At 50.0% G+C, this 23830-nt stretch carries 21 protein-coding genes; 7 read left to right on the forward strand and 14 right to left on the reverse strand.

The annotated features are described in order from the left end of the window. Nucleotides 1-23: 23 nt before the first annotated feature. The 4 genes from O5O45_RS14250 to O5O45_RS14265 form a co-directional block, all read right to left on the reverse strand. Entirely contained in the window at nt 24-338 is a 315-nt protein-coding gene (locus tag O5O45_RS14250) for a helix-turn-helix domain-containing protein (RefSeq protein ID WP_305905875.1), read from the reverse strand. Nucleotides 339-430: 92 nt separating this feature from the next. Next, complete coding sequence (locus O5O45_RS14255; protein WP_305905876.1) at nt 431-2269, reverse strand: di-heme-cytochrome C peroxidase; 1839 nt, start codon at nt 2267-2269, stop codon at nt 431-433. A gap of 124 nt (nt 2270-2393) precedes the next feature. Beyond that, a complete protein-coding gene (locus tag O5O45_RS14260; protein ID WP_305905877.1) occupies nt 2394-3596 on the reverse strand; it encodes a hypothetical protein in 1203 nt (400 codons plus the stop codon). 52 nt (nt 3597-3648) lie between these two features. Beyond that, complete coding sequence (locus O5O45_RS14265) at nt 3649-4314, reverse strand: class I SAM-dependent methyltransferase (protein WP_305905878.1); 666 nt, start codon at nt 4312-4314, stop codon at nt 3649-3651. A 288-nt stretch (nt 4315-4602) separates the two neighbouring features. Between O5O45_RS14265 and O5O45_RS14270 the strand changes: the two genes are divergently transcribed. Continuing rightward, the gene (locus O5O45_RS14270; protein ID WP_305905879.1) at nt 4603-7410 is read left to right on the forward strand and encodes a hypothetical protein; all 2808 of its coding nucleotides are present in this window, start codon (nt 4603-4605) and stop codon (nt 7408-7410) included. A gap of 41 nt (nt 7411-7451) precedes the next feature. Continuing rightward, complete coding sequence (locus tag O5O45_RS14275) at nt 7452-8009, forward strand: 3'-5' exonuclease family protein (RefSeq protein ID WP_305905880.1); 558 nt, start codon at nt 7452-7454, stop codon at nt 8007-8009. Nucleotides 8010-8202: 193 nt separating this feature from the next. On the opposite strand, the gene O5O45_RS14280 is transcribed toward O5O45_RS14275, so the two are convergent. Both O5O45_RS14280 and O5O45_RS14285 read right to left on the reverse strand, forming a co-directional pair. Next, nucleotides 8203-8844 carry a glutaredoxin domain-containing protein gene (locus O5O45_RS14280; protein ID WP_305905881.1) on the reverse strand — a complete coding sequence of 214 codons (642 nt, stop codon included), beginning with the start codon at nt 8842-8844 and terminating at the stop codon, nt 8203-8205. A gap of 63 nt (nt 8845-8907) precedes the next feature. Beyond that, a complete protein-coding gene (locus O5O45_RS14285) occupies nt 8908-9378 on the reverse strand; it encodes a hypothetical protein (RefSeq protein ID WP_305905882.1) in 471 nt (156 codons plus the stop codon). A gap of 253 nt (nt 9379-9631) precedes the next feature. Here O5O45_RS14285 and O5O45_RS14290 point away from each other — a divergent pair, with 253 nt between their 5' ends. The 3 genes from O5O45_RS14290 to O5O45_RS14300 all read left to right on the forward strand — a co-directional run bounded on the left by O5O45_RS14290 (nt 9632) and on the right by O5O45_RS14300 (nt 12748). After that, nucleotides 9632-10828, forward strand: coding sequence for a multidrug effflux MFS transporter (locus O5O45_RS14290; protein WP_305905883.1), 1197 nt, complete (start codon nt 9632-9634; stop codon nt 10826-10828). Between the two features lie 25 nt (nt 10829-10853). Then, on the forward strand, nt 10854-11288 hold the full coding sequence (locus O5O45_RS14295) for a group III truncated hemoglobin (protein ID WP_305905884.1): 435 nt from the start codon (nt 10854-10856) through the stop codon (nt 11286-11288). 176 nt (nt 11289-11464) lie between these two features. Next, nucleotides 11465-12748 carry a sensor histidine kinase gene (locus O5O45_RS14300; RefSeq protein ID WP_305905885.1) on the forward strand — a complete coding sequence of 428 codons (1284 nt, stop codon included), beginning with the start codon at nt 11465-11467 and terminating at the stop codon, nt 12746-12748. 135 nt (nt 12749-12883) lie between these two features. Here O5O45_RS14300 and O5O45_RS14305 read toward each other — a convergent pair whose 3' ends face one another. From O5O45_RS14305 to O5O45_RS14320, 4 genes are all read right to left on the reverse strand, one after another. Beyond that, the gene (locus O5O45_RS14305; protein ID WP_305905886.1) at nt 12884-13072 is read right to left on the reverse strand and encodes a hypothetical protein; all 189 of its coding nucleotides are present in this window, start codon (nt 13070-13072) and stop codon (nt 12884-12886) included. 65 nt (nt 13073-13137) lie between these two features. Then, nucleotides 13138-13383, reverse strand: coding sequence for a hypothetical protein (locus tag O5O45_RS14310; protein ID WP_305905887.1), 246 nt, complete (start codon nt 13381-13383; stop codon nt 13138-13140). A 433-nt stretch (nt 13384-13816) separates the two neighbouring features. Further along, nucleotides 13817-14914: a hypothetical protein gene (locus O5O45_RS14315; RefSeq protein WP_305905888.1), complete on the reverse strand. Its 1098-nt coding sequence runs from the start codon at nt 14912-14914 to the stop codon at nt 13817-13819. A gap of 98 nt (nt 14915-15012) precedes the next feature. Beyond that, the gene (locus tag O5O45_RS14320) at nt 15013-15747 is read right to left on the reverse strand and encodes a hypothetical protein (protein ID WP_305905889.1); all 735 of its coding nucleotides are present in this window, start codon (nt 15745-15747) and stop codon (nt 15013-15015) included. A gap of 361 nt (nt 15748-16108) precedes the next feature. Here O5O45_RS14320 and O5O45_RS14325 point away from each other — a divergent pair, with 361 nt between their 5' ends. Next, on the forward strand, nt 16109-17317 hold the full coding sequence (locus O5O45_RS14325) for an IS256 family transposase (RefSeq protein ID WP_305900391.1): 1209 nt from the start codon (nt 16109-16111) through the stop codon (nt 17315-17317). Between the two features lie 123 nt (nt 17318-17440). Here the strand turns inward: O5O45_RS14325 and O5O45_RS14330 are convergent, their stop codons facing one another. After that, complete coding sequence (locus O5O45_RS14330; protein WP_305905890.1) at nt 17441-18193, reverse strand: hypothetical protein; 753 nt, start codon at nt 18191-18193, stop codon at nt 17441-17443. Nucleotides 18194-18562: 369 nt separating this feature from the next. Beyond that, complete coding sequence (locus tag O5O45_RS14335; RefSeq protein ID WP_305905891.1) at nt 18563-19312, reverse strand: hypothetical protein; 750 nt, start codon at nt 19310-19312, stop codon at nt 18563-18565. A gap of 268 nt (nt 19313-19580) precedes the next feature. Between O5O45_RS14335 and O5O45_RS14340 the strand changes: the two genes are divergently transcribed. Further along, nucleotides 19581-20743 (forward strand): IS3 family transposase gene (locus O5O45_RS14340; RefSeq protein WP_371747989.1). Its coding sequence is split into 2 segments (ribosomal slippage): nt 19581-19839 and nt 19839-20743, totalling 1164 coding nucleotides; the frame shifts between segments, so codons are not numbered across the junction. 250 nt (nt 20744-20993) lie between these two features. Here the strand turns inward: O5O45_RS14340 and O5O45_RS14345 are convergent. Together O5O45_RS14345 and O5O45_RS14350 are read right to left on the reverse strand one after the other, a co-directional pair. Beyond that, a complete protein-coding gene (locus O5O45_RS14345) occupies nt 20994-21983 on the reverse strand; it encodes a hypothetical protein (RefSeq protein WP_305905893.1) in 990 nt (329 codons plus the stop codon). 27 nt (nt 21984-22010) lie between these two features. Next, nucleotides 22011-23327: a hypothetical protein gene (locus tag O5O45_RS14350; RefSeq protein WP_305905894.1), complete on the reverse strand. Its 1317-nt coding sequence runs from the start codon at nt 23325-23327 to the stop codon at nt 22011-22013. Nucleotides 23328-23830 lie beyond the last annotated feature (503 nt).

A 23830-nucleotide genomic window follows, 5' to 3' on the forward strand; every position in this document is an offset into this window, starting at 1 on the left:
GAACACGTCACTTTCAATTGTCCTTATTTCAAATACCGCCCCGGCGTCTTCCCAAAATAACGCCGAAACAGCGTAATAAAAGCGCTGACGCTGTCGTATCTCAGCTCCAGGGCGGTTTGGGTGACGGGGACGCCTTGGGCCAGTAGTTCTAGGGCCCAGGCAAGCCTGGCCAGTTGTCGCCATTGTCCCAGAGACAGGCCGGTTTCTTCGCGAAATTTGCGGGTCAGCGTACGTTCGCTCATGCCGATGTCACTGGCCAGCGTCAGCAAGGAATCGTTGTTTTCCGGCGCGGGGAGTAGCCTATGGCTCAGACGCAGAAGGCGTTTATCTCTTGGCATGGGCGGGTACAGCTTTAATCTTCCCGAGCTGATCAAAGTTCGATGAGACCGGAGCGCCCCACGGCGCTCCGGTCACCTCGGCGGCCGTCGCCTCACAACGTTTTCAAGTATTCCAACAACTCCATGCGCTCAGACTCCTTCATGTCTTTGGCGCCATACTCATGCCCGCTGTTGGCGTTGCCCTTCAGGCTTGTATCGTATTCGAACGTTTTGATCAGCGTGCCGTCGGACAGCGTCATGTGCGGCATGGAGATGTATCCAACTTTAACCACGTCCAACTCCCGCGAGCCCAGATAAAACTTCTTGGAGCGCTGCGACGCCGGCAGCAGCAGCTCATACAGGTTCGGCACGGAGCCGTTATGCAGATAAGGGGCCGTCGCCCATATACCGTTTAAGGGCCGCGCCTTATAGGTTCCCTCACTGATCGGGAGATTATCGCCGCAGGCGACGGATGGCGACTGCTTGATTTTGAACTGCTCCAGAATATCCTGGATTTTCTCCAGGCGCGCTTTCTCGGAGTGCAGCTCAGTGGCATAGTCCACGGAGGCTGCTTCAATAGAGTCCGCCGTGTGCTCCAATAGCCCTCCCACCGCCGCATTCACCAACGGCTCAAGCCCGGAAGTCGTGGCGGGAATGGGGTCGCCTGCGATGCCCATGCTCTTACGGCCTTCATATTTACCGGCTTCATAGCACTTCATCATATTGGTCCATTCCAGCGGATCAGTGCCGACCTGGTTGATAGGCGTCAGTACTGCATTGTAGACCGCCGCTTCACGACTGCGGGGAATCACTTGATGGCAGCTCAGGCAGTATTTGTCGTAGTGCATCTTACCCTGGGCCGCGACTTCCGGATTGACGGCGGGAAGGTACTCCGTTGGCCACGCCGGCGAACGCAAATCCGCCACCCAGGCTTCCAGATCCCCCAATCCCTTGATGTCAAACGAGGACTTGTAACGATACGCCGATTTATCGTCAGGAATATTGATTTGGCCATATACGCCAAGCACTTCGCCCGCATTGCGAATCAGCGCGCCGAAATCAAACGGCCCATTCGGCGCAAAGCCCGTCCACTGCACCACATCCGACTGCTGGGTTCCCCATAGAAACGGATAACTGACCGGCGCGTTGGCGGGATGTCCGTTGTTGGGCATGTCGTTGAAGTACACCATGATCTGGTTGAAGATCTGCCCAATGGCGTCCACCCGCCCATACCCATAATCCGGCTGATGCGGCGCGGAGTGATTGATCAAATTGCGGGTGGCCAGCTCTTCTGTTTGCGCCAGCAGCGCCTGGCGCAATTTGAATTTCGCCTCCGTGTCCGGCTCGCCCAGCACATTGATGGCGAAACGGTCGAACTTGGCGTTGTCCTGATAAGTACTGCTCAACGCATCCACCAGCGCGGCGTTGAAAGTCTGCACATCGCCCAAGGTCGGGCCGCCGTCGATACGAATCTCCTGCCCCCGATAGCTGACTTGTCCCGTATGACAGGCGGCGCAACTAAAGCCCATCCATTGCTCGCCGTTTTTCCCAATATCCTTGACGAAGCCGACCGGGAGGCCGTCTGGATTCCATGATCCCACCTGAGTGGAGGGCAAGTAGCGCATGCGTTCCATATGGTCATCCGCGCGGAATAGCGCCTGACTGTCCTTGCGCTCCAGCACCAGAAACCATTTGTAAGGAATGATGCGCGAACCTTGTGAGGAGAAATAAAACGCCGCCTGAGTGTCGTCGGTCCAGCCCTGATCCAGATCCACCACATTACCTTTGGCGCCAGGAACTTTGTCCCCTTCCTGAATCCATTCGCCCTGTTGCTTTAACGCACAAGATCCCATCAGTCCTGACGCCAACGCCAGCGCAAGCATCCCTATGGGACGCAATCTATAACCCTGCCGCCATTTATCCTTCTCCGACTTTGCCTGTCTTGTAGCCATAGCCTTGATCCTTTCCCTTTGGAGCCTTCCCTTAGAGAATTTTCATTGGTTTATGATTCACAGCCACTTTTACTATAGACAGGGATCGCCGACGGCGCTCAGTCCGTCGGCCAGGGAGAGAGGTTTAATCGAGGTTGACGCTGACTTTCAGCTGTTTGGGACCATTAGCGGACAGAGACACGAAATACACCGTGCCGTCATCCAGGAAAATGCCATCGGTTCCGATGTAGGACCAGCGATAGTCCACGGGTATCCGTTTCTCAAGCGCGATTGATGTCTTGGTGAGCGACAATACCATCAACCGGTCCGGCGCGGCGGGATACACCGCCAACAGTTTGCCATTTACGGATCGAATGGCCGGCTGCGCTTCCCTCACCAGAGGCGGCAGGCTGGTGTTTCTGGCGGTGATGGAGCCGTCGGAGGCGATCAAATAAGCGAATCCGCCGCCGTTGCTGTAGGCGCCAGTGACAAGAAAACGGTCAATCGCGCCGATGTATTGCACATCATAGGTGTAGTATTCCTGGGTTTTGACCAGCTCGGTCTCCCCTTTCACCCATTTATCGCCCACTGGATCATACATGCGATACATCAGGCGGGCGTAGGGCTTATCGTCCACAAAGCGTTGCCACACCAGCAGCGCCCTGCGATCGGAGCCCGCCGCCAGCGGCCACCAGTCCCGGGTGCGGTCGCCAACGGCGACATCACGTTCATGCAGTAATTCGCCATGGGTGTCGTAGACCGCCATCATCACGTCGTCGCCGGAACCAAGGTCGTCGACACCGCCGCCATCCACCCACTCATCTGAATAAAACACCACAAAACGCTTACCGGCCGCCGTCACATGGCCGGAGTGCCCGCCATCATAGACAACCTGCTGATAGGCTTTGATCGGACTCATGTCGCTGTCATACAGTCCGAAAGTCTGCGCCAGAACATTCTCCGCATTCCAGGCGTCCTCCATGGTGACCATGATATGGCCATCGTCATTGATGGCGGAACTGGCGGGCTCCTGGGCCAAGGGCGCAGAGATCAGCGTGACCGGGTCGAGCTGGGGATCTTTCGGGTCAATGAAGGAGTAATAAACATCATGAATCCACTCATCGCCATCCGCTTCCTTGGGATCCAGCGGCGATCCGGAGCTGGACCAGATCAGCACATATTTACCGTCAGCCCGGCGAACGAAATCCACGCCATGCTGAAACTCTCGCATATCCCTTCGGCGGTCGGAGTCCGCTTCAGAGGTGAGACTGAGGTATACAAAATAAGAAGTCACGATCAGCCAGATTATGGCCACTGTCGCGATGATTCCGGTTCTTTTTGAAGTCATTGCCATGTTTGCTTAGCTCTTTGTCGTCAGTCAAATAGTGACCGCAACAAGATCAGTCTCTAGCGGAAAACAGCAGAACAGCGCCGATCTCTTGCGTTTGCACCCGCTTGAACCTAGCTTCCAACTGCTCGATCCAGGCGTCGGCGGTATCCTTCAGGTTGCTGAAAATTCCTTTGCGGTTGTAGAGCATCTTCAACAGTCCGCCCAACCGGGATTCCCCACCGTTATTAATGATCGTCGAACCGAAGCAGACGCCTACCTCCGTCAACACGGCTTTCACGTGATCAAATACAACGCCCTTCTGCTCCGGCGAGCCGGGCATGCAGTGCAGTAAGTAATTCAATCCCACAGAGCCGAACTGATGTGAGTCCAAAGGGAATGGCTCTAACGCATTGTGCCTCAACAGTCTTGGCTGATAGCGCCTGAGGCGACCGGCGGTATAACGCAGGCAAGTTGGATTCAAGTCCAATAACGTCAGCTTTTCGAGCCGAACGGCAGGAGTACAATGATCGAGAAAGTAGCCGGTGCCCACGCCCATCTCCAGATGAGACGCAGACAGGTTCCGGTTATACAGTTCGAGCAGATTCGCCGATGGACAACGCCAAGCGAAATGATTGGAAAAGCCAAGCACCATAGAATCGTAAAAGGGCAAGGTAATGCGGTTATAAACCGCCTGCCCCGGCCTGGCGTCCAACAACACTCTTTCTTGTCCGTTCATCCCTTTGTCCTCAACGCAGATTGCAAAAGTTCGCAAACTTGGTTTCAGTCCTGCCACTAGTATAGAACGCAAGCCTGAAATTGCCGTCGCCAACCCGCATCAGCAAAGGATAAACGCCACTCCATCGACGGAGACGCCATCATATAGGAAAGTGTTTGCAAGAAGGATGAAAGAGTATTAACGTTGACGGTTTTTTGTCAGGGAAAACAAGAAGATATGTAACTTATGGAAGGTATATAAGCGCCATTATACGGCTCATTGACCATCTGTCAACAGCGGGTATTCGATATGCATGCAATAAAAGATTTAGCGCCGGACTTACGGGCCCTGATAGTCGAAGGATTGAATTATCCAAACGAAACAGGCGCAGTCAGCGTTCATTCGCCGCTTATGCGCCAAGGACATGTGGGACTGCCCCTGTCTGTCGCTATCAAAGTGTTCGCACCGCTTCTGACGCCCCGCCTCGTACAGGACAATATCCGCACCCTCTCCTCATCTGTCCTGCCTGAGACCCTAACGACGCTCATGTCGAAGAATCGGGTAGCGATACATTTCCCGGGTTCGCCTTGGCGAAGCTTGAGCCTTATCCCTTGTCTTACTGGCGATCCGACCATCCAGTTATCGGCGCAGGACTACCCCGACAACTATGTGGAATACGGAGCCAGAGTCAGGGTCTATCTGCAAACAGGCGCCCAGATAGTCAATGCGGCTCAACAGTTTGCATGTGACCCTGACAAGGAGTTCAAGTTTCCTGGACACAACACACTGAACGATGCGGATATCATCACCTTATACGAGCTGACCTGTAGAGATGACGCCAAACCAATTCTGGACCTGCTGCACCCTGACGAAGCGGCGCATCGATATGATCGAGGTCTGGCGTCACTACAACAACAAGTGAGAGTCGGTCGCAACCGCACGCTCTCAACGGTGGGTCGTATCTTGGCGAGCCGGAGTCTCTCACGCTGGTTCTCATTAGAGGAACTGAACCGCTGTTTCAACAAACTGTTTCTCGACACGCTGTTCACCCGTGTGGCCCTGGAGTCGAGCTTTGACCTTCCCATGCTTGCGGAGATATTGACCACATTGGCGCAGACTTACCGCCCCCATCTCACAATCTCTCCATCATTCAAAGAACTGGAGACACTGCCGGATCTACCGCGACTTCGGAAGGAGAGTGAGTCTGAGCTGCTGGAGTTCTACGACCAGTATGAAGCAGGACTTTTCACCCAAAGAGATCGCTATAACAATCATGTCGATATACTCTCCAAAACGATCTCTACGATAACCAAACAAGCAAATGCTCTTCATTTAAAACGATTCAGCCTTACTCCACCGACGCAGTGGCACACTGAAGTATGCGCACTTGGAAAGGAGTACGCTTCAACCCGTATCCCTGTGATAGGTGGTTGCGTCGTTACTACTCACCAATCCGAATACCTAGAAATAAACTTTCCAAGCAATAAAGCGAGTGGGCTCAGTCCAATTGAGATTTTGCTTGAAGCAGGGAATTATCGCCAGGTAATGAAAGCGAATATGCGAAAGGAGCACAATGCTGCAAAGCAGTTTCACAACCTGACTCAAATCAACCCATCACTAGTCACGCATATCGAAGACTGCAACGCCGAAGTTGGCTTCCCCATACCTCTATTTGATTCAGAGATTGCAAATAACGCGGCTTTTATAGGGCGAGTAACGTCTCAACCCGTCATATCGCCAACAACTGGTCAGGTTATCCTAGGCGCCAATAAAGTCATCAGACCACGTCATCTTGATCAGATATTCGCCCATCAGGTTCCCGGCATTGTTGTGCGCTCCCCGCTAACTTGCCAATCAGAAGCAGGCGTCTGCCAAGTCTGTTGTGGAGAGTCTCCAACGCATCAAAGCTGGTCGCCGCTCAACACAAATATCGCCGCACTGACGAACATTACATTCGCGCATTTATCTAAAACTATCAAGTTTGCTGCTATCTATTTATTTGGTGGAACGTATCGTACAAACCGCAACGAACCATATATTACCACTCGGGCGGAGACCGCTGGGCGAGTCCAATTTGCAGAGCTCGACACGATTATCAATAAAGCGGAAAACAAGCCTGTGGCCTGCTCATATAAAGGCACAATTAATATCCGAGATGACGCTGGGAATTCGTGGTCCAGTGTCAGAATTGGTTATGGCGATACATTGTTAGTACAAGACGGGGAACACGTCGCAGCTGGAGACGCTCTTTTCAAGGCGCATCATTACGAACAGCCAATTATTGCTCTCGAAGATGGCGTGGCCGCCTTCCATCATTTTATTAAAGGCGCAAACTTCGAAGAGTCACCCAGCTTTGGCGTCGAGCCAATTCACATCAGAATTTTAAACACAGGCGACAAAGATGATCGCACCCAGTCTCCTGCAATAATTATTTACTCCGAGTCCGGTGAACAACTCTCCAAGATTCCACTCTTCCCTGACGACTCTATATTCATCACTGACAAAGCGACCGTATACAAAGGCGATAAAATAGGGGCAAGGGATAAGCAGAGCCCAGACACAGACCACCATCACTGCCCTGACAAACTGGAATACTTTCTGACTGGACGCGCCTCCAAATACGCTTATGTACAAAAACAAATAATATCACCTGTTAACGGGCGCCTTTCATTCGAAAAGGTCCCCCCTACCTCTCGCTACGGTGGAAGTCTATTGCACCCCACCATTACGGAAACGAATGGAAAGCGTCACACACTCGAGCCGAGCTATTTCTATTCTCCAGTTCTTGAGGGAGCGCAGGTCTCTCGCGGCGACATCCTCTCAGACGGAATCCCTTGCATACACAACATATTAAAGTATCAAGGACTGCGTGCAGCGCAGCGATATCTGCTGGAAGCAATCATGGAGGTTTTCATCCAGGATGAAATTCCCATACGTAGCCTATATATAGAAGTATTGATCAAGGCGCTACTGAGCCATGGCAAAGTGACCGACTCTAACAACCCCCGCTTTCGGAAAGGCAAGAAGTACCCGTTGGCGGAATTGTCGCAGGCGGAGGCGGTGTTCTACCGCCCGGTATTCACTGGCGTTGCGCCCTATTTAGCGGCCAATGATTAAGTCTTTCGACGCATTTCTTACTTAATTAGCACAGGTGACTCATGGCGAAACCAGAAATTTATGTCAGTACCGATGTGGAGGCGGACGGACCGATTCCCGGGCCGCATTCCATGCTGAGCTTCGCTTCAGCAGCCTATACAGCGGAAAAGGAATTAGTCGGGACATTCTCCGCCAACCTGGAGACGCTCCCTGAAGCGTCCGCCCACCCGGATACGCAAGCCTGGTGGGAGCAGAATCAGGTGGCCTGGGAAGCCTGTCGCCAGGATCTGCAGCCACCGCAACAGGCAATGCAGCAGTATCTGCTGTGGCTCAAGCAACTGCCCGGCAAACCCGTTTTCGTTGGTTATCCAGCGTCCTATGACTTTATGTTCGTCTACTGGTATCTGATGAAGTTCGCCGGCGAGAGTCCGTTTTCTCACTCTGCGCTGGACATCAAAAGCTACGCAATGGCGGTGCTGAAAACGCCCTTCAGGGAAACCGCCAAACGTAAGATGCCTCAACATTGGTTTGATCCCCTGCCCCATACCCATGTGGCTCTGGACGACGCCATCGAGCAGGGGGCGTTGTTCTGCAATATTCTGCAGGAGAATCTGAAATAAAAAGGCCGCAGTAGCGGCCTTTCTCATGCTTGGATGTTTATTAATCAGGCAGACAAATAGCTTCCTTCTATTTGTCTGCAACGACAGGGCCTGCCCATGTCAGGCTCTGTCTTCCGCGGCCCGCCACCGCGCAGGCGCATCCATACGCCAGGTTATTAACATGCCAAAATCATTGCCGTGTTAATAACGACGACTAATAACTGGCGAGCGCTTTCTTTATGGCCTTGATATCATCTCCCACCACCCGACGGTATCCCACATAAGTCACGGGGTAGCCGCTGATGCCAAGGGTACGGATAAGCTGCTCTTTATTACGCGCCTTCTCCACATCAATTTCCTTGAACGCCATGCCGTCATCCCTAAATGCGCCGCGCAGCTTTTTGCAATAAGGACACCAATCGGCGCTATACATCACCACCCTCGGGGAGCCATCTGCGTTGAAGTGGGAAGACGTCAATTCGCGCTCTTCTGAAGTGAGCAGGCCATCGCCATAGTTCAACGCCAGCGTCGTCGCCACCTCAATGCTCATATCGCCATAGGCGCGCTCTTTACCGACAATCAGCAGAGGGAATGAGTTATAAGGAGAGAAGCTATCCCACAACTGGCGGTTTTCCGCGTTGGCGTCCACCACTACCTCTTCAAAAGAAGCGCCTCTGCGCTGTAAGTCATCTTTCACTTTAGCGCAGGGTTGTTTGCAATCGGAGAAGGTAAACAGCAGCGTTTTGGGAGAGCCATCAGCATAGTAAGCGCCTTCAGGCTGCGTAAACGGAATCCACTCCGGCTTGAACTGATAAATAAGACCCGCGATCACCGCCAGGACGAACAACTTTTTCATGAAATACACCACGACAACAAAAAGGCGCGCAATGAGACCATTTTTTGCCCGTGTGTGCAAACATTACTCAAACATCAAGGCTGCCTGCTTTTTCCGCCGGGTTTGGTTAGCGTGGGAGGCGGGTTCGCTTTTCACGTTTTGCGCCATATCAGAATTCAATTCACCGAGCAGACGAGATGCGAGTTCGGCGCAATCCGGGGCGGCCTCCAAACCATTTCCGAACTTGCTGCGCTGGAAAATCGGCATTTGCGGCGGCGCGTCGTCGTTATACACCAGAAACACCCGCTCCTGGCGCAAACGATCCAGCAAGTCCTTGAACCATCTGGCGTAATATCTTGATTGCGAAGATGGAATGTCTCGCAATGAATAGCTTTTTCCAATCCAGCAGGCTGCGCCGATACGGTCCGGCATTAACATAGTGCGCCCTGCCTCCCGCAGTAATACGCTGGCGTAAAATGGGCTTTCCGTCTTGAGCAGATCCGCTTCAGTAAGGGCGTCTTTCGCTTTCAGTAAAAATGATCTATCGTGCAACATAAAATCAATTTTTATTGTGTTTCAGGGTAAGTTCAATCTAACTGCAATTCCAAACTAAAGAAATCAGCCGAAGGGAATATGCGGAATGGCGGTGAGTAGATTCGTTAATTTTTCAATTCGAATTAATTACATAAGGAATTCGAAATTTACCACTTGTCCGGCCGGTCAGGATTAGGCATCCTAGCCTGCTTTCTTCGTTATAACCAAGCTTTGTTGTTTTTTCGTTCAAAGCCCTGCAGCGCAGCCGACTCTCATGACATCTTCCAGCAGCCACTCACGTCTAGCCTTTATCCTGGCGATGGCGGTCGCCCTTGGCCCTTTCGCCATTGACACTTATCTACCCGCCTTTCCCGATATCGCCAAAGCGATCGGCGCAGATATTCACGATGTTTCTCTCAGTATCAGCGTATACATTCTGGGTCTGGCCATCGGACAGTTAATCGGCGGCCCGTTATCGGACCGTCTTGGCCGCAGCCGAATCATGCTCATCGGCCTGGGCGTCTTCCTGTTCTCCTGTCTCATGCTGTCGCAAAGTGAGAGTTTGGCCTCCCTGCTTATTTGGCGCTTTACCCAGGCCTTTGGCGGCGGTTGGTGCGCGGTGAGCGTGCCCGCCATCATTCGCGACCGCACGGAAGGACAGGAAACCGCCAAACTGTTTTCCCTGATCGGGTTAATCATGATCGCGGCGCCGGCCATCGCCCCGACACTGGGCAGCACTATTCTCGCTTTTGCTGACTGGCGCTGGATATTCCTGTTTCTGGCGTTTTATACCGGCGTGGTGATCGTCACGTTATGGTTTTCTTTATTCGCCGATGCGCCACCGCACTCTCCGCCGCCCAAACGCAATGTGCTGGCGGATTATCTGGAGATTCTGCAAAATACCTCCGCCTTGCGTTTCATCTTTATTCAGTCTCTGGGCTTCAGCGTCATGCTGACGTTTCTGACTCACGCGTCTTTTATCTATCAGGAATGGTTCGGCTTATCCGAATTCGCCTTTTCCCTGCTCTTCGCCGGTAACATCGCAGTCATGGCCCTGATGAGCATGGTCAACAGGGCGCTGCTGACCTGGGTGGAATCCGCTCAACTGCTGCGACTGGCGGTATGGTTGCAGACTTTCGGGGTGATTCTGCTGATGTCCATCGTTTTCTTTTATCCATCACTGTATCTGTTCGCTCCCGCGCTCATGCTTTCCGTGGGATCGCTGGGCGCCGCCATGCCTAACGGCTCCGCCTGCTTCATCCAGTTTTTTAAAAGCAACAGCGGCACAGCGTCTGCGTTGATGGGGGCGCTGCAGTTCACTATTTCCGGCGCCATCAGCGCCTTGTCATCCGCTTTGTCCGACGGCACACTGGTTCCTATTGTCGCCGTTATGCTTATGTGCGCGCTGCTGAACGCCGCATTCGCCTGGGGAGCTCCCGGCGCTGCGCGCAAAGCGTTTGCAGACGCATAAGACTGCAACAAATGGGAGTTTATTTGTGACCGTGCAACCTGCGCAGGACATCGCCAGCGTCGATGATATCCAGGATATCGTCGAGCGCTTTTACGCTCTGCTGTTAAATGATGAACAAGTGGGCTTCTTCTTTACTGAAGTTGCGGCCATCGACCTTCCTGCTCATCTGCCGCGCATCGTCGCCTTCTGGAACTCCCTGTTGTTTGGGGTGCGTGCAGGTTTCCAAGGCAGGGTGTACGAAGCGCATGCGGCGCTGGACGCTAAATCCCCTTTGCGTTCAGAACACTTCGAGCGCTGGCTAACCCTGTGGCGACAGGAAGTGGACCGCCGCCACGCAGGGCCCAAAGCAGAACTGATGAAGACGCGCGCCGCCGCTATCGCCGACTCCATGTCCAAAGCATTTGAGACCGCTCGCAACGCCGCTCCCGGCGACGACGCCAACTTTTACTCCGCGCTATAACCTTGATTTCTCGTCTAAACTGCCTTGATTTCTAGTCTAAACTGAAAGTTAAACAACAGACTGACTCCAGCGCCCCAAGAGTTGGCCTTTCTCTGGTTTCAACCCGCCCCCCGTAGCGACCACATTGACGGCGATGGATGGAACACCGGAAAGTCCAGCAATGAACGCAACGCCCCATGAGAAGACTCAAAGAGCTGCATGTCAGTCTGCTCGACCGACTCATTCCTGGCGGCGCATCTTTATCCGAGGCGCAACTAAGCCGCCGAAGAGTACTCGTCGGCCTGTTGCTCTATGGCTTTATCAGCGCCGCCATGATGGCCATAGTTCGCTACGCCACTGACGGCTGGACCGCCTCCACGTTGGTGGTCGCCTTCGCCACGCCATCATTGCTATCGGGCTTGATTGCACTTTGGCTGACAGGGCGTCCTGGTTTGGCGGCGGATCTGTTGTTACTGTCCACGCTATTCATCATCCTCGCCACCGCCTGGAGCGACGGCGGCCTTACCTCTCGCGTGCTGACCTGGTTACCCACGCTGCCTCTGATCGCAGGCTTTGTCGGCGATAGATATCGTGCGCCGGGGATTGTCCTGCTGGCGGCCATCGGCTTACTGGCAATTCTTGGAGCCCACAACACTGGGCTGATTCAAGGCAAAGGCTGGGAAGACTCACTGGTAGGCCGGTTGTCCGCCAGCGTCGCTTCAATGACCTTTGTCGCCATCATCGCATACATCTACGAGGAAGCCAGACGTCGCGCCGAGATGGAAAAAGACCGTCTCGACCATATACGCCGTGAATGGGTCGCTGTGGTGAGTCACGAATTGCGCACGCCTTTAACCGCGATCCAGGGTTCACTGGGACTGTTGCAGAGTGGCCGCTTTGAGCACAACCCTGAGCAAAAAGCCCATATGCTGCAGATGGCCTGCAATAATACTGTTCGACTGGTTAAGTTGGTAAATGAGGTGCTGGACATTGAACGTATCGAGTCAGGACAACTCTCCTTGGACATAACGCCCTTAAACCCGGCTGATCTGATCCAGGAGGCCGTGGACACAATCTCCCCGTCGGCCTCACTGCAGCATGTGACGCTATGTTATCAACGCCAGGATACGACCTTCATACAGGCAGACCATGATCGCTTACTACAAGTGCTGCAGAACCTCCTTTCCAACGCTCTGAAATTCTCTCCTCATGGTGGGGAGATCAAAGTCGCGCTCAAGGATGCGCCAGAGCGGCTGCACATCGACGTTATCGACCAAGGGCCAGGCATCAAGCCGGAACTCGCCAAACGCCTGTTCACCCGCTTCGCCCAAGGCGACACCGCCGCTAACCGCAGCACTGGCGGCTCTGGACTCGGCCTCTATATCTGCAAAGCCATCATAGAGCAACATCAGGGGAGTATCGGCTTCCAGAACCTGCCGGAGGGAGGGTGCCGCTTCTTTTTGGAACTGCCTCACGGCTGATGAACTTGTTTACCTGACGCTCCCTACGGAGATATGACTCAGGATATTAAGTATGGGCTACAAGTTAGGGCGCCACCCCACGCCCAAGTTAAACCCGTTCATGGTTGAGACTGAGAGGGCTGGCTCTACAATTAACTAGTCAGCCTCGCCCTCCTCCACATCATGCTCTTTGCGATAACGTTCCCAGTCCTCCCAATCGAAGGGTGTTCCTGAATTAGGTCGATGTAAATGCCTGGCCCGTTCTTTCGCGTTTTCCTGCAGACTGTGCTCTTTCTCGTCTTCTTCCACAAAACCGTATTTCTTCATGAATTCATCGGGTTTCATTGGCTACTCCTATTCTGACTGCGCAATGTGTGAAAACTCGCCTTACTTTCTTCCATGTGATCATCTCAAGACTTTTCAAGGGAATAGTAGATCACACCGCCATCACTGAGAGTGCGCCGCCCAATAACGCCCTGACGCGCCAACCCCTCCAGCGCCCGTTGCACACTGTCCCAGGAGTACGCATCCGCTTCCTCCGCCAACCACCAGCGCATCACACCTTGCAGCGAGTCCGCCGCAGAGGGATGACTTTTCAGGTATTCAACAATTTTCCGACACACTTTTAGGATGTCATCCTCATGCTCCATTTCCATAAGCAATGCTCCTTCCCAACAGCTCACCCATTCCAGTGCAGCAAGTTGCGCGCCAGGGCTGGAGGCGCCCTCCCTCCTCGCACCGCCAGGATAAGCCACAGAAAACCGGCTAACACCTCTGGTTGACACAAGACCCATATATCAGAAAAAGAGAAAAGCGGGTCAAAAGCCACCCGGCAAAGCGGGCAAATAATCACCCGATCATATGAGTGCAAAGTTTATAACCCCGGGAAATGAAAAACCCCGCGTAAGCGGGGCTTTCCAATGAGAGTGGGCGCCAACGGGGAGCAGAAAGGCGCATTACTTCAGTGCAAAAGGCGATATTGATGAGATTGATGACTAGGCGAAACGTGATAAACCCAAGGACGGGCCATTGCTGCCTCTCCTGTCCATGCTCGGCTGTAATGAATGCCTCTTTGTTACGGATACAAGGCTAACCCTGGTCTTTATTATTCGCGTCCTCATCGGATTGTTTCTTCTCCTCTTCCGGCGGCAAGTCCATAAATTGAGCGAGTTCTTCGGCGGAAAATTCATCCACGAACGGCTTTGCGTCTGGATTATTCCTCTCATCCTCCATCGCCAGCTCCGTAAGACGAGTAAGTTCTTCCGCCGAAGCGTTCATTAGCCACTCTTGCTGGGCCTTCACTTCAGGACGGCTCATCTCCTCTCTTAATTCCTCGAAACCCTTTTTGCTCTCAGCTTCCCGCCTTTGATATTCCTCCCATTCGGCGTCCTGCTCCGGCGTACTCCATTTAAGGGGCTTCACCTTCTGGCTCAGTTTGGAATCAGGGTAACTCTGTTTTATTTTTTCAATCTCTTCTTTCAAGGACGGAGAAGGCTCTAAGGTGACGCTGTTGATTATCTGCCGAGTCCACTCGTAAACAGGCTCGGGGGAAATCGCAGCGTCCTGTTGAGCGAGAGTGCCTGATTTGTACTGAACCAACCCGAAATAAAATAAAACATAAACGTCATGATCAAGAGGAAATACAAAGAACACTCCGCGAGAATCGCTCGGACCCATAACTGGGCGCGCCTCATAACTTACAGCGGGAACAGGCAGATGGTCGTGAACCCGCCAATCGCATGGCGCGTCGTACGCACTTTTACCATGATAAAAGTTGTCCCCATAGTTTCTTGTAATATCTCCCAATACTCGGCTTTCAAACGAAGCCGGAATTAAAAGCGACTGACCCCCTGTGCAAGGGATGCGCTTCTTGACTGTCACCGACAATTCCAGGTGGCCGACATAGCTGGAAAAAACCGCCTTCCGAAACTTCCCGCACCACGTCAACAGCCGAAAGTATTCAAAATCAGAAGCAATTTCTTTCTTGTATGCCGCGTCGGTAAATATGTTGTAGCTTTGTTTTGGCGTTACTTGTGGCTCAGAAGGCACAACTGGCGTATGCCGGTTCAAGCAAATTGACAACTTCGAGCCGGACAAAAACGTGCTTTGTCGCTTCGCGTTTTTAAAGTTAGGCCCAATGGGTACACATGGGCCAGTCTTTTTACTCTTTCGACGAAATAAGTTCATGGCACCCCATCAAAGATACAAGCATTACTCTATTCAGTCTAAAAACAAAAAAGCCCCGAATTCACAGGGCGCGAATGACTGAACTCACAGATCCAAAATCAAGATCTATACCTATTCCTTTCTTCTTGTGTACTTGGAGAGAATTTTATGTATATATTTTCCATAAACTCATTCATGGCTTTGGTGACAGCACTATCAATATCGTGCATTGGATCAAAGTAACTTCTCAGGTTTCCTCCTGCCTGAAAAGAAACATCTAAAAGGTGATCATCAGAAATAGCTGTACACCAAATCTTTTTAGGTGTTTCTGCAACAGGCTGCCCCGCTTCATAATAGAGCCATTGGTTTCCGTTAATAGTCATTTCTTTAAAATCCTTTCCCTGTTTTGGGTATTTCCATAAACTTCTTTCAGGGCTGAAGTTGCGATAGTTATCACGCTCCTCTAGCATTTCCCTATTACGACTCCCCCAACTCTGCTCACAAGTATCAAGCACCCAACGACTTAGACCGTTAGGGTTAAACAATGAATCATCCTGTCGGTTATTTGGAGCCCTACATTGCAATATCATTTGCATCATAACATAGCCCAGCATCCCATCTCCCCCGAAGAGAGAGTCCCAAAATCCCCACCCAGTTCTCGCCAAAATAAGCGTCATGCCCTTGTTGTTAGGCCAAATATCAAAATTTTCTATCTTGTATATATCTATGTGATCAGGAGGATCTTCACAAGAAAATGGCGCCTCATGGGCAGGATTACGGAACCTGAGTTCCGTTCCAGATAGGTCGATTGAACAGACTGGAGCCCTTTTAAAGTCAGGGCCCAGCGGATTCATCTTAGACGCTCTATACCGTTGCAAAAGGCGCATAGGACTGGGCTCTAATTACTTTCACCAAGTTAAAAAACGACTTCGCTGAGCCATGATGCTTCGAAACATGTAGATTAAGGTAACTGCGTCTTTAAATGGGTGCATATAAAAATTAAGGTTTTGGACAAGACCCCCTTTGCATCTGTCGCGTTCCGAGTAGCCTGTGCGGAATACTATTCCGCTGGTAATCCTACAGCAAAGCAACAGTAAAGCAGGAGAAACTACCTACATAGAAGGGTGGCCACGGCTTCATAAATTGAGACTGTAATTTAATTTGTGTATCTGCCTATCACTAGTACCCTATAGCGGGGTTAAGGATAGGTAGACAATGAACCAGAAAGAATTAGAAGCATTTGCCCGTGAGGCAGCCAAATCTCTGAAAACAGAAAAGGATCTCAACGAGTTCCGTCAGATGCTCACCAAGGCGACCGTGGAAGCCGCGCTCAATGCAGAGCTGGATGTGCATCTGGGATACGAGAAACATCAATCTTCAAATTCAGACAATAGCCGTAACGGCTATTCCAGCAAGACCCTCCGTACCGAGGACGGTCAGTTTGAAGTTAATACTCCCAGAGATCGTCAGGGCAGCTTTGAGCCTCTACTGGTCAAGAAGCAGCAGACCCGCTTCACCACCATGGACGACAAGATTCTCAGCCTCTACGCCAAAGGCATGAGCACCCGAGAGATCGTGGCCACCTTTAAGGAAATGTATGGCGCGGATGTCTCTCCCACCTTAATCTCCAAAGTCACGGATGCCGTGATTGAGCGGGTGGTGGAATGGCAGTCTCGTCCTCTGGATGCGGTTTATCCCATCGTATACCTGGACTGTATTGTGGTGAAGATCCGCCAGGATAAGCAGGTGATCAACAAGGCGATCTATCTTGCCTTGGGAGTGAATCTGGAAGGTCACAAAGAACTGTTAGGGATGTGGATCTCTGAAACCGAAGGGGCGAAGTTCTGGCTTAATGTGCTGACCGAGTTACAGAACCGGGGCGTGAAGGACATTCTGATCGCCTGTGTGGATGGTCTGAAGGGTTTCCCCGAAGCGATCAATACCGTGTATCCCCAAACCCGGATACAGCTCTGTATCGTGCACATGGTGCGCAATGCGGTGAAGTATGTGCCATGGAAAGACTATAAGCCGGTCACAACAGATCTGAAGCGGATCTACCAATCGGCCACCGAAGAGGAAGCCCTCTCAGAGCTGGACAAATTTGCCGAACGATGGGATGAGAAATATCCCCAGATCAGCCGATCCTGGCGGCTTCACTGGGAGAATCTCAACACTCTGTTCCGCTACCCGGAAGACATTCGCAGGGCCATCTACACGACCAATGCCATTGAGTCCCTTAACAGCGTCATTAGGAAAGTGATCAAGAAACGGAAGCTGTTCCCCACGGATGATTCCGCGAGAAAGGTGGTGTATCTGGCGATCATGGATGCGTCGAAGAAATGGACGATGCCGATCAGGAATTGGAAGTCAGCGCTGAACCGATTTATGATCGAGTTCGAAGATCGCTTAACGGAGTATCTTTAATAACCAGGCAGATACACAGAATTATTTACAGGGTCCATAAATTGGAGCGTGAACGCTACTATCCGTTTGAAGAATGTTGGCTCCGTCCTTAGAGCACATATGAATTTCTGTAAAGCACCTAAATTAGCGTATTGATAGTCGCTTCCTTTCTTGCCAGTCCTTATAGTACTCTTCCCACTCCGCATCTTGCTCGGGAGTTGTCCATTTAATCGGGTCAACCTGCCTTAAAGACATATCAAGATACTTACTCTCAATATCCTGTAATTCTTTCTTTGCCGATTCTGATAGTTCTAATTCCACACTATCAATAATTTTTTGTACATATTCATCAAGGGGTTCGGGGAAAATGAGCTGGTCTTGCTCCTCAAGGTTTCCAGGAACGTAACGATCAATATTGAAACTCAACCAGACGCAAACATCATGTCCCACAGCGAATGCCATTACTTTTTTTCTAACCCCGCCTCTATGAGGCGCAGAAAGCACTTCAAATGTAACAGCAGGGACGGCTAAGCTTGAGATAGATTTCCAATTAACAGGTGCATCATATAGGTTTCGACCACTCTCAATTTTGTTTCCATACTCAAAGAGCAAAGTGTCAAGCTGGAACTTCTCAAAGTCTCTAGCATTAAATAGTGAAAAGTCTTCTCTACGAAGCTTAACTCGCTGAACCAATACAGCGAAGTTTACTTTCGCAATATAGCCAGAGAAAATAGGTCCTCTAAACCCCCAACTCCTACACAAAGCCAAAAAGTACCTGCTTGGCTCATTATCTGATTGTTGAGTACAATATAAAGAGTCATCATAAAGATTATACTCTTCACATGGTTCAACTCTGTCATCTCTACCTGCAGAAGGTCCGTGAGAGTTAACAAGCATTTTAAGCCTAGTACCAGATAATATTATCTCAACAGGCCTCGCCCTCCCAAAATTTGGGCCTACTGCCGAGCAGGGTTTCTTAGCTTCTCTCAGCTTTATTGCTAAAAAACTAATGGGGCCCTCCAGAATCTATCCAGACCATATATAAAAACGCCCCGAAGCATTCAGGGCGAATCAATACAATTTGTGCTATATCTCAACACTTTCAAAAGCTGAGAATATGCACAGCTACTTTTCAGTCTGAGCGGCTTTCCTAATGCGCTCTGTGGACTTGTGTTGCTCTTCAACTTCAGCGCAGTATTGTTCCCACTCAGCATCTTGCTCTGGCGTAGTCCATTTGAGAGGTTTAATTTCCTTGCTCAACTTGGCCTAAGGATTGCTGGTACGCGCCTCTTCAAACTCCCTTTTTGCTTCTGGCGATAGTTCTAAACTTACACTATCTATTATATTTTTCGCCAGTTCATACAGTGGCTTAGGGTTAACAAGCTTATCCTGTTCACTAAGCTTACCTACAGCTGATTGCTCAAAATGAAACGAAATCTCAATATAAAATTCATGCCTGATAGGAAAGGCAATATACTTGCTTCTCCAACCTCCCCGATTTGGCCCAGACAACACCTCATACGCTACACAAGGAACTGGAAGCCTCTCAATAACCTCCCAATTCACTGGCGCATCATAACAATTTCGACCAAGGAGAATCTCATTTCCATATTCCGCAGTCAGTGTAGACAATATAGCGCCTTCAAAGTCATGAGGATTAAATAAAGAAAAGTCTGAGCGCGTGGCTTTATGCTTAATAAGGAGAATCGTAGTATGAAGTTGTGCGACATACCCGGTAAACAAAGGCCCACGAAACTTGTTAGACCTCATTAAAACCTGGATGTAATCAAACCCTTCAGATTCTGCATGTTTATACTGAGAGTTATTGAAAAGATCATAACTCTCCTTAGGCTCTATATGCTCCTCATATGCAGTCGCGGGACTATGATCTAGCATCATAGCTCTTAGCACGCTACCTGAAAAAGAGATTTCCAAAGCCTTAGCAATACTAAAGTCAGGCGCCACCGGAACACAGGGTTCACGCAAAGGCCTCAGTTTAAGGGCAAGCAGGTTCATAGTTAGGTAACCCCCTTCTTGAGAAGGGGCATATTACCACACCTTTCTATCGAGATTATTGATACCAAACCTAAGAGAAGGATACTGGTTAAATTTGCTCCAATTGCAGAAAATACGGTACCGCTATTAAATATCACTGTACAAATAGTAGAAAGCCCCCTGTAGCAAGAGCAACACCTAAGGCTCCAGCTCCCATACCAAGAGATGATCCTACCCACCAATGATAGACACCCCGTTAAGCGAGTAAACTACGCTACAGAGGTGAACTATGACCAAACAGAAAACAACAAATTCCAAATCTCGCCAACGTTATTCCAACGAGTACAAGGCGGAAGCCCTGACGCTAGCTCAACGTATCGGCGTGAGCGCCGCCGCAAGGCAATTGGGTCTGCACGAGTCACAACTTTACAATTGGCGCAGTAAAGCCCGACTGGCGCAGGATCGTGGCGAAACGGAACAGCAACTGGCCCAGGAAAACGCCCGCCTGAAGCGTCAGTTGGCTGAACAGGCGGAAGAGCTTGCCGTGTTAAAAAAAGCGGCGGCGTACTTCGCCAAAAGTGTGAAGTGAGGTACGCCTTTATGCACTCTCACACGAGCCTTTTCCGCGTCACTTGCATGGCGAGAGCGCTTCAGGTCTCAAGAAGCGGCTACTACGTTTGGCTCCATCGACAGAAAGCCCCTTCTCTGCGACGACAGCGTCAGCAATCCCTGGACATCCAAGTTGGAGCCGCTTTTGATAAAGCTAAAAAGCGTAATGGGGCGCCCCGGCTGACCAAAGACTTGGCGCAACAGGGAGTCCAGGCTAACCGTAAAACGGTGGCCAGAAGCATGCAACGCTTGGGCTTGAGAGCGAAAGCCGCCAGAAAGTTTAAGGCCACCACTCACTCCAGGCATAGCCTGCCTGTGGCGGAAAACCTTCTTCAGCAGGACTTTAATGCAACGGAGATAAATCAAAAATGGGCGGGTGACATCACCTATTTGTGGACGCAAGAAGGTTGGCTGTATCTAGCCGTCGTGCTGGACCTGTTCAGCCGTAAAGTCATAGGCTGGGCGATGAGCAAGCGAATGAAATCCGAGCTGGTCTGCGACGCCTTGCGCATGGCGTTGTGGCGTCGACGTCAGCCCAAAGGGGTGATCGTCCATTCAGATCGAGGTTCCCAATATTGCTCAGAAGCCTATCAGACGTTGATTCAGGCGCATGGGCTTCGTTGCAGCATGAGCGGCAAAGGCAATTGCTATGACAATGCCTGTGTGGAAAGCTTCTTTCACTCCCTGAAAGTGGAAGCGATTCACGGAGAGCGGTACGCAACCCGACAAGAAATGCGTGAAGCCGTGTTTGAGTATATCGAAGTGGATTACAATCGAACCCGCCTTCATAGCGCAAATGGGTATCTCAGCCCAGAGAGTTATGAAGCATCGAAAGTCGCTTAATGACGTGTCTAATCTTTGTGGGCAGGATCAAGAAACAAGATCTTTGCCGCCGTTATAACCAGCCACGCTATCGAAAGCTGCGTTAATGATTACATAATCCTTTTGCGACCTAAGGCGCTCAGCCACATTCAACATAGGCCAACGCGCTGATGCTATTTCTGGCGGCAGCCGTTACTTAGCCGAGAATACCTCGAAAGAAAAATCTACACTACTTTAGACCACAACGTGATGATGGGTGAAAGCGAATAGGTTAGCTTTCCCCCTTGTCTTTCTCTTCAGCATCTATTGCTTGGTCCATAAGACGAGAGAGTTCCTCTGCCGATGCATTATTTAGTTTCTCCAAAAGTGCTTGTGTTTCTGGGTCATCCATACTCTTTTTTATATCTTGGAATCGTTTTCTGCTCTCTGCTTGCTGTCGTCGGTACTCCTCCCACTCTGCATCCTGCTCAGAGGTACTCCACTTTATAGGTTTAATATTTGGGCTGACTTTAGAGTTAGGATAATTTTTCTTTATTTTATCCAACTCGCTCTGAAGTGATTCAGATGGCTCTAAACTGACACTACCTATCACCTGCCTAGTTAACTCATAAAGAGGCTCTGGGGAAATAGCCGCATCCTTCTCGTCGATATCACCTTGTGCGTATTGGCCGAAACCAAAATAAAAGGTAACCAAAATATCGTGATCAAGAGGAAACTTAAAATGTACCTTTCGTGAATTTCCAGCAAGAGTAGCAGGACGTGCTTCAAAGCTGACAGAAGGAACTGGAAGGTGATCATGAACGCGCCAATCAATTGGAACGTCATGAACACTTTTCCCGTGATCAAATTGATTTCCATAATTTCTTTTAATATCGCTTAACACATAACGTTCAAACTCGCTCGGTATTAAAAGAGATTTATCCTGGGAGCATGGAGAGCGCTTGAATATTGTCGCTGATAGCTCTAAGTGCCCGACGTAACTAGATAAAATAGCCCGACGAAACTTCCAGCTACAAGTCAGCAATCGAAAGTATTCAAGATCAGAATCTACATCCTTTTTATAGCCATTATAGGTGAATATATTGTAGCTTGGCTCCAGCATAACTTGACTTTCTGCAGCCACAATAGGCATATGCCGATTCATACGAAGCGAGAATTTTGTCCCTGATAGGAGCGTGCTTACTCGCTTTGCTTTCTTAAAATTAGGGCCGACAGGAACACAAGGCCCACTTTCTTTACCCTTTCGACTAAACAAGCTCATTCTAAATCTCTCCATGCCTTTAAAGCATTAAGCATTATTTTTAAATTTTGCTATCCAGCTTTGTAGCTTCGGTTTCACCATTTCTTCTACTGCAGTTTGATCATCCGGCCACTGTGCATACGACCGCATGTTATCTTTAAGGAATGGAATAGTCACGGCCGCGCCAGCGCCAACTGCTGTTATCACTGCAGATAACCCGCCAAAATAAGCAGCTACGCCTGAAGTTACAGCTACGCCAATTTTCCAAACATTACTTCCTGATGCAATAGAGCCTAACAGTTCCTTTCCATAGTCATATCCTGTATAGCTAGCATCATGCCTCAGACGTTTGAAGCTTGTAGTAATACCAAATAAGTTACCAACACCACCCGCAAGTTCATTCAAATTATTGAAGTTATTGTTAGACAACTTGGCATTCAATGTCATTCCTAACTGCTGACTTAATGTGTATGCCTTGTCTGGATTAGTCAGCGGGCGACTTAGGTATATCGTTTGATTACTTAGAGTAAGCCCACGACTACGAGCAATGCTCATCGCTTGGGTTAAATATGCAGAGCCAGCTTCGTGAGAGACCCAAGCGACTTTGATGCCTGCTTTTTGAGCTTGTTCCATCGATTCAGCAATGAAGTACGAAGTCTCCATTAATCGTTCAACGTACTCTGGGTTGATGGCTTCGCTTAGGCTAATGATCCCGCCTACTTTGCCCTTATCTCCTGTACCAGGAGTGTACATAACATTGAAACCAAACTGATCAATCTTATTATCACTAAAAGGGCTCTTTTTTATGTGAGACATCCCTAAATTTGCAGCCATTTGGAGTTCTTTTTCAGGAGCACCAATACTCACCAAAGCATAATCAGTCTCATCCACAGAATGTGGATTAGGGAGTCCAGCCTGCAAGTTGAATGTTCGTTTATTAATTACCAGCTGAGACTTATCCAAGTGTTTAAAAGACCAAACATTTTGTGAGTTCTTATGCGCATAATGCATCCCAGGCTTTTTCTTTCCTTCTTGAAGCGCAAAATAGTCATCACTTACCTCAAGATGTGCAATGAAATAACGACCGTCAAGCTCTTTTACCGTCGCATCACATCCTGGTATCTTGAGGAAAAACGTTTCAACGCCTCCAGGAAACATTTGCTTTTTGCAATAGACGTGATTGTGACCAAGTTTCCCAGATGCAAGTCGTTCAATTTCCTTGATAACCATCGTCGCCCAGTAGTTGCCTTCCTGACTACTCTTCTGTATCGAAAGAAACGACTGGGCAACGCGGCCCACAGCGAATACTTGTTTGCCTGCTCCGGGTAAACCAATGCGAACCAAACCTTGAGGTGCTTTACTCATTCTTAATCCCTAAAATTCCGTGATCGTGTTGAAAGATAAATTTTTCAGCCCGGCGGGTCCCAATTCCATCATATAGGCAGGGGTGACCTGTGGCGTAACGCCAGGGGCAACGTTATGTGGCGGCGGCAGTATTTGTAAGCGATGGTTGACGTTTTTATTGTTACAAAACTTAACGGATGAGAGTTTTAGGCTCAACCCACCATCAGACCTATCCCTTTTGACCTATTCCACATTTTGATATTTACTACGTCTTTACGGATGGCCTTTTATTCAACCTAAGCCATTGTATTGACATGTTTTTCATGCCTCTTAAAAAGCGAAGTTTCAGATATGTTGAATCTCTTAATCAAGAGTAAAAAGTTGTGAAATAAGCAGTCTCGCATCTCGGCTCTCCCTCTAGCATTTACCAAAAGAGGTGAAGCGATGCTGCAATAGCTTTAAAACCAAACGCTTTGACCATAGCCACGCGGTATAAAGCGATAGTTTTAGAAAAAATCCGTCAT

The sequence above is a fragment of the Hahella sp. HNIBRBA332 genome (assembly GCF_030719035.1).
GTDB lineage: Bacteria > Pseudomonadota > Gammaproteobacteria > Pseudomonadales > Oleiphilaceae > Hahella.

Excerpts from the sequence above, each read along its gene's own strand:
- O5O45_RS14255 (WP_305905876.1), bottom strand. The coding sequence starts at position 2,269 with ATGGCTACAAGACAGGCAAAGTCGGAGAAGGATAAATGGCGGCAGGGT.
- O5O45_RS14250 (WP_305905875.1), bottom strand. The coding sequence starts at position 338 with ATGCCAAGAGATAAACGCCTTCTGCGTCTGAGCCATAGGCTACTCCCC.
- O5O45_RS14275 (WP_305905880.1), top strand. The coding sequence starts at position 7,452 with ATGGCGAAACCAGAAATTTATGTCAGTACCGATGTGGAGGCGGACGGA.
- O5O45_RS14260 (WP_305905877.1), bottom strand. The coding sequence starts at position 3,596 with ATGACTTCAAAAAGAACCGGAATCATCGCGACAGTGGCCATAATCTGG.
- O5O45_RS14330 (WP_305905890.1), bottom strand. The coding sequence starts at position 18,193 with ATGCTTGTTAACTCTCACGGACCTTCTGCAGGTAGAGATGACAGAGTT.
- O5O45_RS14335 (WP_305905891.1), bottom strand. The coding sequence starts at position 19,312 with ATGAACCTGCTTGCCCTTAAACTGAGGCCTTTGCGTGAACCCTGTGTT.
- O5O45_RS14345 (WP_305905893.1), bottom strand. The coding sequence starts at position 21,983 with ATGAGCTTGTTTAGTCGAAAGGGTAAAGAAAGTGGGCCTTGTGTTCCT.
- O5O45_RS14315 (WP_305905888.1), bottom strand. The coding sequence starts at position 14,914 with ATGAACTTATTTCGTCGAAAGAGTAAAAAGACTGGCCCATGTGTACCC.
- O5O45_RS14280 (WP_305905881.1), bottom strand. The coding sequence starts at position 8,844 with ATGAAAAAGTTGTTCGTCCTGGCGGTGATCGCGGGTCTTATTTATCAG.
- O5O45_RS14310 (WP_305905887.1), bottom strand. The coding sequence starts at position 13,383 with ATGGAAATGGAGCATGAGGATGACATCCTAAAAGTGTGTCGGAAAATT.
- O5O45_RS14285 (WP_305905882.1), bottom strand. The coding sequence starts at position 9,378 with ATGTTGCACGATAGATCATTTTTACTGAAAGCGAAAGACGCCCTTACT.
- O5O45_RS14320 (WP_305905889.1), bottom strand. The coding sequence starts at position 15,747 with ATGAATCCGCTGGGCCCTGACTTTAAAAGGGCTCCAGTCTGTTCAATC.
- O5O45_RS14350 (WP_305905894.1), bottom strand. The coding sequence starts at position 23,327 with ATGAGTAAAGCACCTCAAGGTTTGGTTCGCATTGGTTTACCCGGAGCA.
- O5O45_RS14325 (WP_305900391.1), top strand. The coding sequence starts at position 16,109 with ATGAACCAGAAAGAATTAGAAGCATTTGCCCGTGAGGCAGCCAAATCT.
- O5O45_RS14265 (WP_305905878.1), bottom strand. The coding sequence starts at position 4,314 with ATGAACGGACAAGAAAGAGTGTTGTTGGACGCCAGGCCGGGGCAGGCG.
- O5O45_RS14270 (WP_305905879.1), top strand. The coding sequence starts at position 4,603 with ATGCATGCAATAAAAGATTTAGCGCCGGACTTACGGGCCCTGATAGTC.
- O5O45_RS14305 (WP_305905886.1), bottom strand. The coding sequence starts at position 13,072 with ATGAAACCCGATGAATTCATGAAGAAATACGGTTTTGTGGAAGAAGAC.
- O5O45_RS14290 (WP_305905883.1), top strand. The coding sequence starts at position 9,632 with ATGACATCTTCCAGCAGCCACTCACGTCTAGCCTTTATCCTGGCGATG.
- O5O45_RS14300 (WP_305905885.1), top strand. The coding sequence starts at position 11,465 with ATGAGAAGACTCAAAGAGCTGCATGTCAGTCTGCTCGACCGACTCATT.